Raw genomic sequence first — 13,379 nt, forward strand, 5'->3', positions numbered from 1 at the left:
CTCCCCCGCTAACCTGCGCACATGCTGCACCTGCGCCTGATCACCCCACCCGCCGGGACCGACGCCGTGGTCCGTCTGATCGAGACCACGGTCGGCGCCACCCACCTCGCGGTGCTGCCGGGCGCCGCCCGCACCCCGGCGGGCGACGTGGTCATGTGCGACGTGGCCCGCGAGGCCGCCGACGAGCTGATCGCCGGCCTGCGCGCACTCGGCATCGACGAGTCGGGCTCGATCGCGGTGGAGACCATCGACCTGTCGCTGTCCCACCGCGCGGACCAGGCGGAGGACGACGCCCCGGGAGAGGGCGCGGACGCGGTCCTGTGGGAGCACCTCACCGACGCGACGCACGAGGAGTCGACGCTCTCGGTCACCTACGTCGCGTTCCTCACCATCGCCACGATGATCGCCGCCTGCGGCGTCGTGCTCGACAACGCGATCCTGATCGTCGGCGCGATGGCGGTGGGCCCGGAGTTCGGCCCGCTCGCGGGGTTCTGCACGGCGCTGGTGCGGCGCGCGCCCCGGCTCGCGGCGCGCTCGCTGACCGCGCTGCTCGTGGGCTTCGCCGCCGCGATGGTGGTGACCGTCGGGTTCAGCCACGCGATGGACGCGCTGAACCTGTTCAGCGACACCGCCCTGAAGGCGGAGCGCCCGAACACGAACTTCATCTACCGCCCGGACTGGTTCTCGTTCGTGGTGGCGGTCCTCGCGGGCGCCGCGGGCATGCTCTCGCTCACCTCGGCGAAGTCGGGCGCCCTGGTCGGCGTGGCGATCTCCGTGACGACGGTCCCCGCGGCGGCGAACGCCGCGGTCGCCTTCAGCTACGGCGAGTACAAGCAGGCCTGGGGCTCGACGGAACAGCTCCTGCTGAACCTCCTCGGCATCGTCCTCGCCGGTACGGCGACGCTGCTGGCCCAGAAACTCCTCTGGGCCGAGCAGCGCCGCCGGACGGCCAGAACGTCACACGGAGCTCAGGCCGGCCACGGGGCCTAGCCCCAGCACGGCGCTCAGCCCCACCACGAGGCCTAGCCCAGCGCCGACTTCACCACGTCGGCGAGCCGTCCGGCCACGGACCGCGCCTGCTCGATGTCGGCGGCCTCGACCATGACCCGCACCAGCGGCTCCGTACCGGAGGGGCGCAGCAGCACCCGCCCCGTGGAGCCCAGCTCGCGCTCGGCCTCGGTGACGGCGGCCGACAGCTCCGGCGAGGTCTTCACGCGGGACTTGTCGACGTCGGGGACGTTGATGAGGACCTGCGGAAGCCGCTCCATGACGCTCGCCAGCTCCGCGAGCGAACGCCCGGTCTCGGCGACCCGCGCCGCGAGAAGCAGGCCGGTCAGCGTGCCGTCACCCGTGGTCGCGTGGTCCAGGACGATCACGTGCCCGGACTGCTCGCCGCCGAGGGCGTAACCGTGCTCCTTCATGGACTCAAGGACGTACCGGTCGCCGACGGCGGTCTGCACCATGGAGAGCCCCTGGCCCTCCATCGCGAGCTTGAAGCCGAGGTTGGACATGACCGTGGCGACAACGGTGTCGTGGCGCAGCGTGCCGTGCTCCCGCATGGCGAGGGCGAGCACGGCGAGGATCTGGTCGCCGTCGACCTCTTCACCATTGCCGTCCACCGCGAGGCAGCGGTCCGCGTCCCCGTCGTGCGCGACGCCGAAGTCCGCCTTGTGCTCGACGACGGCCGCCTTGAGCAGCTCCAGGTGCGTGGAGCCGCACCCGTCGTTGATGTTCAGGCCGTCCGGCTGGGCGCCGATCGTGATGACCTCGGCGCCGGCGCGCGCGAAGGCCTCCGGCGAGACGCGGGCGGCGGCGCCGTGCGCCTCGTCGAGGACGATCTTCAGCCCATCGAGACGGTTCGGCAGGACGCCGATGAGGTGCGCGACGTACTGGTCGAGCCCCTGGTCGTACGAGGTCACGCGGCCGACGCCGGAACCGGTGGGCCGCTGCCACGGGGCGCCGGTGCGGTGCTCCTCGTAGACGGACTCGATGCGGTCCTCCAGCTCGTCGGCGAGCTTGTGGCCGCCGCGGGCGAAGAACTTGATGCCGTTGTCCGGCATGGCGTTGTGGCTCGCGGAGAGCATCACGCCGAGGTCGGCGCCCAGCGCACCGGTGAGATGGGCCACCGCGGGGGTGGGCAGCACACCGACGCGCAGGACGTCCACGCCCGCGCTCGCGAGGCCCGCGACCACGGCGGCCTCCAGGAACTCCCCGGACGCGCGCGGGTCACGCCCGACCACCGCCACCGCGCGATGGCCTTCAAAGGTGCCCGCCTCGGCCAGTACGTGCGCCGCCGCCACGGAGAGTCCGAGCGCGAGCTCGGCCGTCAGATCCGCGTTGGCGACACCACGCACGCCGTCCGTGCCGAAGAGTCGTCCCACTGCTGTCCTCCGAACGTTCCAAAAACCAATGGACCCCCGGGAAGAGAGTCCCAGAGTCAAGACAGTTCCGGGGCCACGGGGGTTCCTGATAGACGAACGCCCCGGCAGCACGGTGAGTGCCGCCGGGGCGAACGAGAAGTACTGCAGGCAGCGATTAGCGCTTGCTGTACTGCGGGGCCTTACGGGCCTTCTTGAGACCGGCCTTCTTGCGCTCGACCGCACGGTCGTCACGCTTGAGGTAACCGGCCTTCTTCAGGGCGCCGCGGTTGTTCTCGACGTCGGCCTCGTTCAGCGCACGGGCGACACCGAGACGGAGCGCACCGGCCTGACCGGAGACGCCGCCACCCGAGATGCGGGCGATGACGTCGTAGCGGTTGTCGAGCTCGAGCACCTTGAAGGGCTCGTTGACTTCCTGCTGGTGGACCTTGTTCGGGAAGTAGTCCTCGAGCGTGCGCCCGTTGACCTTCCACTTGCCGGTGCCCGGGACGATCCGGACGCGGGCGATGGCGTTCTTGCGACGGCCCAGGCCGGCGGCCGGCTGCGGGTCGCCGAAGCGCGCGGCGTTCGACTCCGAGGTGTACTCGCCCTCGACGGGCGCGTCGGACTCGGTGGTGTACTGCTCGACGTCAACAACCTCGGTCTCTTCGACCGGCTGCTCAACGGTGGTCTCGGCCACGATTCTCCTCAGATTTCTTTTCGTCTTAGGGGGTGGCCGGAACTACTGCGCGACCTGGGTGATCTCGAACGGGACCGGCTGCTGAGCGCCGTGCGGGTGCTGGTCGCCCGCGTAGACCTTCAGCTTCGAGAGCATCTGACGGCCCAGGGTGTTCTTGGGGAGCATGCCCTTGACGGCCTTCTCGACGGCCTTCTCGGGGTTCTTGTCGAGCAGCTCGTCGTAACGGACGGAGCGCAGACCACCCGGGTAACCGGAGTGGCGGTAGGCCATCTTCTGGGTCTTCTTGTTGCCCGAGAGGTGCACCTTGTCGGCGTTGATGATGATGACGAAGTCACCGGTGTCGACGTGGGGGGCGTAGATCGCCTTGTGCTTGCCCCGCAGGAGGGAGGCGGCGGTGGTCGCCAGACGCCCCAGGACGATGTCCTGGGCGTCGATGACGTGCCACTGACGGGTCACATCGCCGGGCTTAGGGCTGTACGTACGCACTTCGTAGCCTTCGCTTCTTCAGTGGATGGGGTCCAGACACACGGCACCCAGGAAGCGATCATGCAGCTGGGGCTCACAATGCCGGGGACGCTGCCCGTATGCGAGCCACTGGTAACTGCTCCAGGGAACCTACGTATGGGCCCTTCGCGTGAGAACGATGACACCAATACGCATAACAGTCTCCGAGAGTACCCGTGCCGCCCTGTACGGGTCAAAACGCGGTCCCGGAGGCCGCACCTCACCCGCTCGGGGCCGTCTCCTCCGCCCCGGTCCGCCGCCCGCCCGGCACCGTGAGGCCGCCCCGCTCCCCCCGCTCACCGGCGCCTGCGCCCGCCACGCACGCCCACCCGGCCGTGCCCGCCAGCACGCACAGCGTCGCCGCGTCCTTGAAGGCGCGCCTGGTCGCCGGCTCCAGCCACGGCCAGGTGAAACCCGGCACCTGCGGCACCAGCGCCACCCAGAACCACGGGCTCCGCGCCGCCGCCCCCGGCGCGAGCGCACCCGCGAGCAGCAGCGGAACCACGACGAGGAGGTAGTGGTCGTACGAGGGACGGGAGACGAGGAAGGCCGAGAGCATCAGCATGGCGGCGCATTCCACCACCCGCGCCGGCCCCTCGTCCCCTCTCCGCCACCGCTGCCGGGCACACCACAGCCCCGCGAGCGCCGCGCACCCGGCGAGCAGCGCGGCACCCGTCTGCGGCACCCCGAGCCGCGCGAGCACCGCGGCGGGCGATGCCTCGTAGAGACGTACGAAGGCGTCGTCGCCCCGGAGCAGGAAGGGCAGGGTCCGGGTGAAGAACCCGGCGGGGTGGGGCATGGCGAGGGCGGCGGCCGCGGAGACCACCGCGGGCACCCCCACCGCGAGGCCCAGCGCCCGCCACCTGCGGGCCAGGACGAAGAGCAGCACGACGGGCGCGAGCAGCGGCTTCACCGCGACGGCGAGCCCGATGACGAGCCCCGCCGCGGCCCACCGGCCCCGGCACGCGAGCAGCAGGGCGAGCGGCAGCGCGACGGCGGAGCCCGCCGTCCAGTTGCCGAGCTCGACGAGGTGCCCGAAGGGAGCGAAGCCGAGCGCAAGCCCGAGCAGACCGTAGAGGGCAAACCGGCTGCCCCATGCCACCCCGTGGATCCGCAGCGCGCACGCCCACCCGGCGACGAGCGCCGCACTCACCCCGGCGGGCACGAGGTAGCGCACCAGGTCCGCGGGGAGCAGCGCCTGCGGCACCGCGGCCAGCACCGCGCCCGGCAGATAGAGGAAGTGGCGGTCGGCGTAGGGAGAGCGGCCGTCGAGCCAGGCCTCTGCGGCCCGCACCACGATCGCGTTGTCCATCCCGCCGCCGGGGGCCCGCAGCCCCACCCGGACCACCGCGGCGACAAGGACCAGCCCGACGATCCACCGGACCTGCCACTCGGCCGGCCGCGACAGCCATCCCGTAACAGCCGTTTTGCCCGTGTTCATGGGGTTCAGGCTAGGCCGGGATCCCCACGCAACCCCCGCACAACATCCCGGAGTGCCCGTCTAAGATGCGCCCCATGAGCTTTGGGCAAGGGGGACCTCAGTGGGGTCCGGGGGGAGCGGGCGGGCCCGGCGGCGGGCCCACGCCCGACTGGGCGGCGCTCGCCGAGGCCTCCGAGGCGCGCACCCGCAAGCGCAAGTGGCTGCTGATCGGCGGCGGGGCGCTCGCCACCGTGGGCATCGCCGCGGCCGTGGCCATCACGGTCGTCTCCGCGAACAGCGACGAGAACACCTCGTCGAACAAGCCCGCGAGCGAGCTGCCGACCGCCGCGGACATCCCCGGCGCGAGCAAGGACTCCGAGCCGTCCTTCGACGCGACGACGCCGCCGCCCCCGCCGGACCCGAAGGACTTCATCTCCAGCGCCAAGAAGGACAAGGCGCCGCTCACCCCCGAGGGCCTCTTCCCCGGCACGTCCCTGCGCTCGGGCGAGCACGTCTACAAGAAGGGCGCGACCGACTCCACCACGAAGTGCACGTCGGTCACCCAGAGCGCCCTCGGCTCGGTCCTCGCCAAGAACGACTGCACCCGGCTGATCCGCGCCAGCTACCTCAGGGACGGCGTCGCGGTCACGGTCGGCGTCGCCGTCTTCGACACCACGGCCGACGCCACCAAGGTCAAGGACCAGGTGAAGAAGGGCCTCGTCGACTCCCTCGCCGGCAAGGGCGTGCCGTCCTTCTGCCGTACGGGCGTGTGCCGCGGCACCTACAACTCCTACGGCCGCTACGCCTACTTCACCACCACGGGCTACACCAGCGGCAAGAACGTGACGACCGGCGACCGCAAGGCCTACGGCGTCGGCGACGACCTCGCCCGCTTCGCCTTCCAGCGGATCAACCAGCGGGGCGAGGCGCAGGCCTCCGCCGCGGCGCAGGCCCCGCAGTAGCCGTATCCCGTACGGGATATGACCCGCACGGGATGGCGGGCCGGGGCCTCAGCAGCACCCGGCCCCGGGCAGCGTCCGCTTGTTGCGCGCCTCCTTGCTGCGCGCGGCGAGCAACTCGTCGGCGGGGTAGCCCACTTCCTCCAGCGTGAGCCCGTGCGGCCGCACCACGTGCACCGCGGAGTCCCGCACGCCCGCCGCGAGCACCTTCGCCGGCCACTCCACCGGCCGGTGCCCGTCCCCCACGAACAGCATCGCGCCGACCAGCGAGCGCACCATGTTGTGGCAGAAGGCGTCCGCTCGCACGGTGGCCTCGTAGATGCCGTCGAGCCGCCGCTCCCAGCGCAGTTCCTGCAGCGTGCGGATGGTCGTGGCGCCCTCGCGCCGCTTGCAGTACGCCGCGAAGTCGTGCTCCCCGATGAGCCCCTGCGCGGCGGCGTTCATCGCGTCGAGGTCCAACTCCCAGTCGTGCCACAGCACATGGCCGCGCAGCAGCGGGTCGACGCCGCCGGGGTGGTCGGTCACGCGATAGGCGTAGCGTCGCCACACGGCCGAGAACCGCGCGTTGAAGCCGGCCGGCGCCTCGGCGACCTTCCACACCCGCACGTCGTGCGGCAGCCGCCCCGCGAGCCGCCGCAGCAGCTTCTCGCGGTGCTCCTCCCACACGCTCTCGGGCAGATCGACATGGGCGACCTGCCCGCGGGCGTGCACCCCGCTGTCGGTGCGGCCCGCGACGGTCAGCTCGTACGTCTGCTGCGACCGCGTCACGGTCCGCAGCGCGGCCTCGATCTCGCCCTGTACGGTCCGCTGCCCCTGGCGCTGTTTGGCCCAGCCGGAGAAGTCCCTGCCGTCGTACGACAGATCCAACCGCACCCGCACGAACCCGGGCTCTGCTTCGTCACTCACTCGTGGTTCCTCTCCGGCAACGAAAAGCGGGCCCACCCCGGCAAGGGGCGGGCCCGCTACGCCCTGAAGGGCAGAACGCCTAGGCGTCCTTCGACTCCTCGGCAGCCTCGTCGGCCTTGGCCGTGTCGACCTTGGCGTCGGCGGCCTCGGCGTCCTTGGCGGAGCGCTTCGTGGCGGCCTCGGCCTCACCGGTGGCCTCCTGGGCCACGGTCAGGGCCTCGACCAGCTCGATGATCGCCATGGGCGCGTTGTCGCCACGACGGTTACCGATCTTGGTGATGCGGGTGTAACCACCGGGGCGGTTCTCGTAGCGCGGGCCGATCTCCGTGAAGAGCGTGTGCACGATGCTCTTGTCGGTGATGACGGACAGCACCTGGCGGCGGTTGTGAAGGTCGCCCTTCTTCGCCTTGGTGACCAGACGCTCCGCGTAGGGACGCAGGCGACGGGCCTTGGCCTCGGTGGTGGTGATGCGGCCGTACTCGAAGAGCTGCTTGGCGAGGTTCGCCAGCAGAAGCTTCTCGTGCGCGGCGCTGCCGCCCAGACGGGCACCCTTGGTGGGCTTCGGCATGGTGTTTCTCCTCAGTGTCTGCCCCGGCCGTACTAGGTACCGAGGTCAGTGTCCGAGCGGGCGGTCGCCCGTCGGAGATCCGGACGTCGCCCCGAAGGGGCGGGTCCGGAAGGGGCGCGGGGAACTGCGCGACAAGCCACAGCGCACCCGCACCCGAGATCCGGCAAAAAGCGCCGAGCTCTTAGTACTGCTCGGTCTCGACGAAGCCCGCGTCCGCGTCGTCGTCCGCGCCAAACGCGTCGGCCGCAGCGGTCGGGTCGAAGCCGGGAGGCGAGTCCTTGAGCGCAAGACCCATGCCGTTGAGCTTCATCTTGACCTCGTCGATCGACTTCGCACCGAAGTTGCGGATGTCGAGCAGGTCCGCCTCGGAGCGGGCCACGAGCTCACCCACGGAGTGGATGCCCTCGCGCTTGAGGCAGTTGTACGACCGAACGGTGAGCTCGAGCTCCTCGATCGGCAGGGCGAGATCGGCGGCGAGCGCGGCGTCCGTCGGGGACGGGCCCATGTCGATGCCCTCGGCGTCGATGTTGAGCTCGCGGGCCAGACCGAACAGCTCGACCAGGGTCTTGCCGGCGGACGCCATGGCGTCACGCGGGCGCATGGCCTGCTTGGTCTCGACGTCGACGATGAGCTTGTCGAAGTCGGTGCGCTGCTCGACTCGGGTCGCCTCGACCTTGTAGGTGACCTTGAGGACCGGCGAGTAGATCGAGTCGACCGGGATACGGCCGATCTCCTGGCCGACCTGCTTGTTCTGCACCGCGGAGACGTAGCCGCGACCGCGCTCGACGGTCAGCTCCATCTCCAGCTTGCCCTTGCCGTTGAGCGTGGCGAGGACGAGGTCGGGGTTGTGCACCTCGACACCGGCCGGGGGCGCGATGTCGGCGGCGGTGACCAGACCCGGGCCCTGCTTGCGCAGGTACATCACGACCGGCTCGTCGTGCTCCGAGGAGACGACCAGCTGCTTGATGTTGAGGATGAGGTCGGTCACGTCCTCCTTGACGCCCGGCACGGTGGTGAACTCGTGCAGGACACCGTCGATGCGGATGCTGGTGACAGCAGCGCCGGGGATCGACGAGAGGAGGGTGCGGCGGAGGGAGTTGCCGAGGGTGTAACCGAAGCCCGGCTCCAGCGGCTCGATCACGAACCGGGAGCGGAATTCGTCGACGACCTCTTCGGTCAACGAGGGACGCTGAGCGATCAGCATGAAGTGAATCCTTCAGTCATGGGCACCCACTATTTGATGCCCTTGAGTGCTACAAGGGTACGGGCGATACGGCTCCGGAGAGCCGTACCGCCCGAAAACCTCAAGTCAAGCGACGTGCGTCAGACGCGGCGACGCTTGGGCGGACGGCAGCCGTTGTGCGGCGTGGGCGTCACGTCCTGGATCGAGCCGACCTCAAGACCGGTCGCCTGCAGCGAACGGATCGCGGTCTCACGGCCGGAGCCGGGACCCTTGACGAAGACGTCGACCTTGCGCATGCCGTGCTCCTGCGCGCGACGGGCAGCCGACTCGGCGGCCATCTGCGCGGCGAACGGCGTGGACTTGCGCGAGCCCTTGAAGCCGACGTGGCCGGCGGAGGCCCACGAGATCACGTTGCCGGTCGGGTCCGTGATGGACACGATCGTGTTGTTGAACGTGCTCTTGATGTGCGCGTGGCCGTGAGCGACGTTCTTCTTTTCCTTGCGGCGCACCTTCTTGGCAGCGCCCTGACGACCCTTGGGGGGCATCTATAACTCCTACGGGAGGTGGTCGGTCCTGCAGCGTCAGCTGTCGATAGACCGCTGAGCGAGGACTACTTCTTGCCCGGCTTCTTCTTACCGGCGATGGCGCGACGCGGGCCCTTGCGGGTGCGGGCGTTCGTGCTGGTGCGCTGACCGCGGACGGGCAGGCCACGACGGTGGCGGATACCCGCGTAGCAGCCGATCTCGACCTTGCGGCGGATGTCGGCCTGGATCTCGCGACGGAGGTCACCCTCGGTCTTGATGTTGGCGTCCACGTACTCGCGGATCTTGACGAGGTCTTCCTCGGTCAGGTCGCGGACGCGGGTGTTGCGGTCCACCTCGATGGCGTCCAGCGTCTGCTGGGCCAGCGTGCGGCCGATGCCGAACACGTAGGTGAGGGCGACCTCGATGCGCTTTTCGCGCGGGAGGTCAACGCCTTCAACGCGTGCCATTCATGGCTCCTGTTGATTCTTCGGAGGTCTTCAGCAGAACCACTCCCGGTCGCCGTCCCCTTCGCAAAGGATCGGTACGGAACGGGTCCCCGGCCTCCGACCGGGGGTGTCGCCCTCCATGACCGGTGACATCACCGGCGGAACTGAAGAGGGACGGGTCCTGCGTATCTACTTACGTGCGTCGCGCGAAAATCTGCGAACTGCAGTGGTGCGTCAGCCCTGGCGCTGCTTGTGGCGCGGGTTGTCGCAAATGATCATGACCCGGCCGTGACGGCGGATCACCCTGCACTTGTCGCAGATCTTCTTGACGCTCGGCTTGACCTTCATTGGGTGAGGTTCTCCGGGTCAGTGCCACCACCCCGCGCGAGCGGGATGCGGGCAAGATCTACTTGTACCGGTAGACGATCCGGCCACGGGTCAGGTCGTACGGAGACAGCTCCACCACGACCCGGTCGTCAGGGAGGATGCGGATGTAGTGCATGCGCATCTTGCCGCTGATGTGTGCCAGGACCTGGTGGCCGTTCTGGAGCTCCACCTTGAACATGGCGTTCGGGAGAGACTCGACGACAGTGCCTTCGATCTCGATGGCACCTTGCTTCTTGGCCACGCTTCGCCCTTCGAATCGACTACCTTGATCGACTGTCGTTCACCGCATGCAGACACACGGATGCACGAGAGCCGACGCGTCAGTCTACGTCAGTGCACTCGGAAAGACGAATCGGGAAAGTCTGCCCCTTGAGCAAGATCCTTAAGCAAGACCCTGCCCAGCACCGACGCGGCGGCTAGCCCAGCGGGTCCGGCGCGGGGGTCACGCCGTACGCGGCGAGACGCTCCTTGCCGCAGTCCGGAGCCGTCAGCACGAGGGGCCCCTCCTCGGTGAGGGCGATCGAGTGCTCCCAGTGCGAGGACCAAGTACCGTCCGTCGTGATGACGGTCCAGTCGTCCTCCAGGACCTCCGTGCGCGGGGTGCCGAGGGAGACCATCGGCTCGATCGCCAGGCAGAAGCCGGGGACCAGCTTCGGGCCCTTGCCGCGGCGGCGCTCGACGTAGTTCAGGAGGTGCGGGTCCATGTGCATCTCGGTGCCGATGCCGTGGCCGCCGTAGTCCTCGACGATCCCGTACTTGCCGCCGCCCGGCTTCGGCTGGCGGCGGATGTACGTCTCGATCGCGCGCGAGATGTCGATGAGCCGGTTGCCCTGCTTCATCGCCGCGATGCCGGCCCACATCGACTCCTCGGTCACCCGGGAGAGCTCGACGAGCTCCGGAGCGTGACCGGTGCCCACGAACGCGGTGTACGCCGCGTCGCCGTGCCAGCCGTCGATGATCGCGCCGGCGTCGATGGAGATGATGTCGCCGTCCTTCAGGACGGTCTTGTCGTCGGGGATGCCGTGCACGACGACCTCGTTGACCGAGGTGCAGATCGTGGCGGGGAAGCCGCCGTACCCGAGGAAGTTCGACTTCGCGCCGTGCTCGGAGATCACCTTGCGGGCGACCTCGTCCAGGTCCTTGGTGGTGGCGCCCGGCACCGCGGCCGCACGCGTCGCGGCGTGGATCGCGGCGACGACAAGGCCCGCCTCACGCATCTTCGCGATCTGCTCGGGGGTCTTGATCTGCACCATGGGGCTTCCGCTCTCCGTCATCCGTCGACAAACCGGCCACGTACCCGAACCGGTACGTGAACAACAGTACGGCCGCGGTCCCCCTGGGGGCACCGCGGCCGTAACACCGTACTGACTACTTGTCGCCCTTCAGGGCGTCCATCGCGCGCGCGGTGACCTCGTCGACCTTGCCGAGCGCCGAGATCGTCACGACCAGACCCTGCGTCCGGTAGTAGTCGATGATCGGCTCGGTCTGCGTGTGGTAGACCTCGAGGCGCTTGCGGACCGTGTCCTCGCTGTCGTCCTCGCGCTGGTAGAGCTCGCCGCCGCAGACGTCGCAGACGCCGTCCTGCTTCGGCTGCGAGTACGTCACGTGGAAGACGTGGCTGGAGTCCTTGCGGCAGATGCGCCGGCCGGCGATCCGCTTGACGACCTCGTCCTCGGGGACCTCCAGGTCCAGGACGGCGTCGAGCTTCACGTCATCGGCCTTCAGCGCGACGTCCAGCGCCTCCGCCTGCGACACGTTGCGCGGGAACCCGTCGAGCAGGAAGCCGTTCACGGCGTCCGGCTGGGCCATGCGGTCCTTCGCCATGCCGATGGTCACCTCGTCCGGGACGAGGTTTCCGGCGTCCATGTACGCCTTCGCCGCCTTGCCGAGTTCCGTGCCCTGGCTGATGTTGGCGCGGAAGAGGTCGCCCGTGGAGATGTGCGGGATCGACAGGTTCTTGGCGAGGAACGCGGCCTGCGTTCCCTTGCCCGCACCGGGCGGCCCGACGAGGACGATTCGCATCAGCGGAGGAACCCTTCGTAATTGCGCTGCTGGAGCTGGCTCTCGATCTGCTTCACGGTTTCCAGACCCACACCCACGATGATGAGGATGCTCGTCCCGCCGAACGGGAAGTTCTGGTTTGCCCCGAAGCCCACCAACGCCATCGTCGGCACAAGAGCGATCAGACCCAGATACAGCGAACCCGGCCACGTGATCCGGTTGAGTACGTAACTCAGATACTCAGCGGTCGGACGGCCAGCCCGGATGCCCGGGATGAAGCCACCATACTTCTTCATGTTGTCGGCGACTTCCTCGGGGTTGAACGAGATCGCGACGTAGAAGAAGGCGAAGAAGACGATCAGGATGAAGTACGTGGCGATGTAAATCGGGTGGTCACCCTTGGTCAGGTTCGCCTCGATCCACGTCTTCCATCCCGAGTTGCCGCCCGCGAACTGGGCGACCAGCGCCGGAATGTAGAGCAGCGACGAGGCGAAGATCACAGGGATGATGCCCGCCTGATTGACCTTCAGCGGAATGTAGGTCGACGTACCGCCGTAGGACCGGCGGCCGATCATGCGCTTCGCGTACTGGACCGGAATGCGGCGCTGCGCCTGCTCGACGAAGACCACCAGACCGACCATGACCAGACCGACCGCGATGACGGTGCCGAACTCGATCCAGCCGCCCGCCAGGTCACCCTGCTGCTTGATGGCCCACAGGGCGCTCGGGAAGGTCGCGGCGATCGAGATGAACATCAGGATCGACATGCCGTTGCCGATGCCGCGGTCAGTGATGAGCTCACCGAGCCACATCACACAGGCCGTACCCGCGGTCATCGTGATGACCATCGTGATGGTCACGAAGATCGACTGGTCGGGGACGATCTCGCTGGCGACCGGGCAGCTCTGGAAGAGGGTGCCGGTGCGGGCGGTGGCCACCAGGCCGGTGCCCTGCAGGATCGCGAGCGCGATGGTCAGATAGCGCGTGTACTGCGTGATCTTCGCTGTGCCGGCCTGGCCCTCCTTCTTGAGGGCCTCGAGTCGCGGGATCACCACGGTCAGCAGCTGCAGAATGATGCTCGCCGTGATGTACGGCATGATGCCGAGCGCGAAGATCGTGATCTGCAGCAGCGCGCCACCGCTGAACATGTTGACGAGACCGAACAGGCCCTGGTTCGCATTGGCGTTGTCAATGCAGGTCTGCACGTTCTTGTAGTCGACACCGGGAATCGGCACATGCGTGCCCACCCGGTAGATCACGATGATGCCGAGCGTGAAGAGCAGCTTCTTGCGCAGGTCGGGCGTCTTGAACGCCCGGGCGAACGCGGTGAGCACGGTGCCTCCTGCGACCCCCGCGCGCGTGCGTCAGAGGTGGTGGTCTGAGGTTCGACGAATACGTATCAGTCAAGAAAACCGTGCGGCCGG

The 13,379-nt window shown here is 68.8% G+C and carries 16 protein-coding genes; 2 read left to right on the plus strand and 14 right to left on the minus strand.

What is annotated here, in order from left to right:
• Positions 1–21 precede the first annotated feature (21 nt).
• The gene (locus ACFYO9_RS05080) at positions 22–990 is read left to right on the plus strand and encodes a DUF389 domain-containing protein (RefSeq protein WP_358774763.1); all 969 of its coding nucleotides are present in this window, start codon (positions 22–24) and stop codon (positions 988–990) included.
• Positions 991–1,022: 32 nt separating this feature from the next.
• Here ACFYO9_RS05080 and glmM read toward each other — a convergent pair whose 3' ends face one another.
• The 4 genes from glmM to ACFYO9_RS05100 all read right to left on the minus strand — a co-directional run bounded on the left by glmM (position 1,023) and on the right by ACFYO9_RS05100 (position 5,002).
• Complete coding sequence (gene glmM / locus ACFYO9_RS05085) at positions 1,023–2,381, minus strand: phosphoglucosamine mutase (RefSeq protein ID WP_355803813.1); 1,359 nt, start codon at positions 2,379–2,381, stop codon at positions 1,023–1,025.
• 154 nt (positions 2,382–2,535) lie between these two features.
• Positions 2,536–3,057: a 30S ribosomal protein S9 gene (rpsI, locus tag ACFYO9_RS05090; RefSeq protein ID WP_355803815.1), complete on the minus strand. Its 522-nt coding sequence runs from the start codon at positions 3,055–3,057 to the stop codon at positions 2,536–2,538.
• A 42-nt stretch (positions 3,058–3,099) separates the two neighbouring features.
• A complete protein-coding gene (gene rplM, locus ACFYO9_RS05095) occupies positions 3,100–3,543 on the minus strand; it encodes a 50S ribosomal protein L13 (RefSeq protein ID WP_358774761.1) in 444 nt (147 codons plus the stop codon).
• Positions 3,544–3,781: 238 nt separating this feature from the next.
• Positions 3,782–5,002, minus strand: coding sequence for a glycosyltransferase family 87 protein (locus ACFYO9_RS05100; protein ID WP_358774759.1), 1,221 nt, complete (start codon positions 5,000–5,002; stop codon positions 3,782–3,784).
• Positions 5,003–5,076: 74 nt separating this feature from the next.
• Here ACFYO9_RS05100 and ACFYO9_RS05105 point away from each other — a divergent pair, with 74 nt between their 5' ends.
• Positions 5,077–5,943, plus strand: coding sequence for a hypothetical protein (locus ACFYO9_RS05105; RefSeq protein WP_355803821.1), 867 nt, complete (start codon positions 5,077–5,079; stop codon positions 5,941–5,943).
• Between the two features lie 48 nt (positions 5,944–5,991).
• Here the strand turns inward: ACFYO9_RS05105 and truA are convergent, their stop codons facing one another.
• From truA to secY, 10 genes are all read right to left on the minus strand, one after another.
• On the minus strand, positions 5,992–6,846 hold the full coding sequence (truA, locus tag ACFYO9_RS05110; RefSeq protein ID WP_358774757.1) for a tRNA pseudouridine(38-40) synthase TruA: 855 nt from the start codon (positions 6,844–6,846) through the stop codon (positions 5,992–5,994).
• A 79-nt stretch (positions 6,847–6,925) separates the two neighbouring features.
• Positions 6,926–7,414, minus strand: a complete 489-nt coding sequence (gene rplQ, locus ACFYO9_RS05115) for a 50S ribosomal protein L17 (protein ID WP_355803825.1) — start codon at positions 7,412–7,414, stop codon at positions 6,926–6,928.
• Between the two features lie 181 nt (positions 7,415–7,595).
• Positions 7,596–8,618 (minus strand): DNA-directed RNA polymerase subunit alpha, encoded by a 1,023-nt coding sequence (locus ACFYO9_RS05120; RefSeq protein ID WP_016645160.1) that lies wholly within the window; start codon positions 8,616–8,618, stop codon positions 7,596–7,598.
• A 119-nt stretch (positions 8,619–8,737) separates the two neighbouring features.
• Positions 8,738–9,142, minus strand: coding sequence for a 30S ribosomal protein S11 (gene rpsK, locus ACFYO9_RS05125; RefSeq protein WP_003948617.1), 405 nt, complete (start codon positions 9,140–9,142; stop codon positions 8,738–8,740).
• A gap of 65 nt (positions 9,143–9,207) precedes the next feature.
• Complete coding sequence (gene rpsM, locus ACFYO9_RS05130) at positions 9,208–9,588, minus strand: 30S ribosomal protein S13 (protein WP_355803828.1); 381 nt, start codon at positions 9,586–9,588, stop codon at positions 9,208–9,210.
• A 213-nt stretch (positions 9,589–9,801) separates the two neighbouring features.
• Complete coding sequence (gene rpmJ, locus ACFYO9_RS05135) at positions 9,802–9,915, minus strand: 50S ribosomal protein L36 (RefSeq protein ID WP_003948619.1); 114 nt, start codon at positions 9,913–9,915, stop codon at positions 9,802–9,804.
• Positions 9,916–9,973: 58 nt separating this feature from the next.
• The gene (gene infA / locus ACFYO9_RS05140; RefSeq protein WP_003948620.1) at positions 9,974–10,195 is read right to left on the minus strand and encodes a translation initiation factor IF-1; all 222 of its coding nucleotides are present in this window, start codon (positions 10,193–10,195) and stop codon (positions 9,974–9,976) included.
• Between the two features lie 175 nt (positions 10,196–10,370).
• The gene (map, locus tag ACFYO9_RS05145) at positions 10,371–11,207 is read right to left on the minus strand and encodes a type I methionyl aminopeptidase (protein WP_358774755.1); all 837 of its coding nucleotides are present in this window, start codon (positions 11,205–11,207) and stop codon (positions 10,371–10,373) included.
• A gap of 115 nt (positions 11,208–11,322) precedes the next feature.
• Complete coding sequence (locus ACFYO9_RS05150) at positions 11,323–11,976, minus strand: adenylate kinase (RefSeq protein ID WP_355803833.1); 654 nt, start codon at positions 11,974–11,976, stop codon at positions 11,323–11,325.
• Positions 11,976–13,289, minus strand: a complete 1,314-nt coding sequence (gene secY / locus ACFYO9_RS05155) for a preprotein translocase subunit SecY (protein ID WP_355803835.1) — start codon at positions 13,287–13,289, stop codon at positions 11,976–11,978. Before secY ends, ACFYO9_RS05150 begins: the two co-directional genes overlap by 1 nt.
• Positions 13,290–13,379: the final 90 nt, after the last annotated feature.

The organism is Streptomyces sp. NPDC005863, from assembly GCF_042871345.1.
Taxonomy (GTDB): Bacteria; Actinomycetota; Actinomycetes; order Streptomycetales; family Streptomycetaceae; genus Streptomyces.

Bases quoted from the DNA above. Each gene is read 5' to 3' on its own strand.
- ACFYO9_RS05080 (WP_358774763.1), top strand. From the start codon at position 22: ATGCTGCACCTGCGCCTGATCACCCCACCCGCCGGGACCGACGCCGTG.
- ACFYO9_RS05100 (WP_358774759.1), bottom strand. From the start codon at position 5,002: ATGAACACGGGCAAAACGGCTGTTACGGGATGGCTGTCGCGGCCGGCC.
- ACFYO9_RS05105 (WP_355803821.1), top strand. From the start codon at position 5,077: ATGAGCTTTGGGCAAGGGGGACCTCAGTGGGGTCCGGGGGGAGCGGGC.
- rplQ (WP_355803825.1), bottom strand. From the start codon at position 7,414: ATGCCGAAGCCCACCAAGGGTGCCCGTCTGGGCGGCAGCGCCGCGCAC.
- ACFYO9_RS05120 (WP_016645160.1), bottom strand. From the start codon at position 8,618: ATGCTGATCGCTCAGCGTCCCTCGTTGACCGAAGAGGTCGTCGACGAA.
- rpsK (WP_003948617.1), bottom strand. From the start codon at position 9,142: ATGCCCCCCAAGGGTCGTCAGGGCGCTGCCAAGAAGGTGCGCCGCAAG.
- rpsM (WP_355803828.1), bottom strand. From the start codon at position 9,588: ATGGCACGCGTTGAAGGCGTTGACCTCCCGCGCGAAAAGCGCATCGAG.
- rpmJ (WP_003948619.1), bottom strand. From the start codon at position 9,915: ATGAAGGTCAAGCCGAGCGTCAAGAAGATCTGCGACAAGTGCAGGGTG.
- map (WP_358774755.1), bottom strand. From the start codon at position 11,207: ATGGTGCAGATCAAGACCCCCGAGCAGATCGCGAAGATGCGTGAGGCG.
- ACFYO9_RS05150 (WP_355803833.1), bottom strand. From the start codon at position 11,976: ATGCGAATCGTCCTCGTCGGGCCGCCCGGTGCGGGCAAGGGAACGCAG.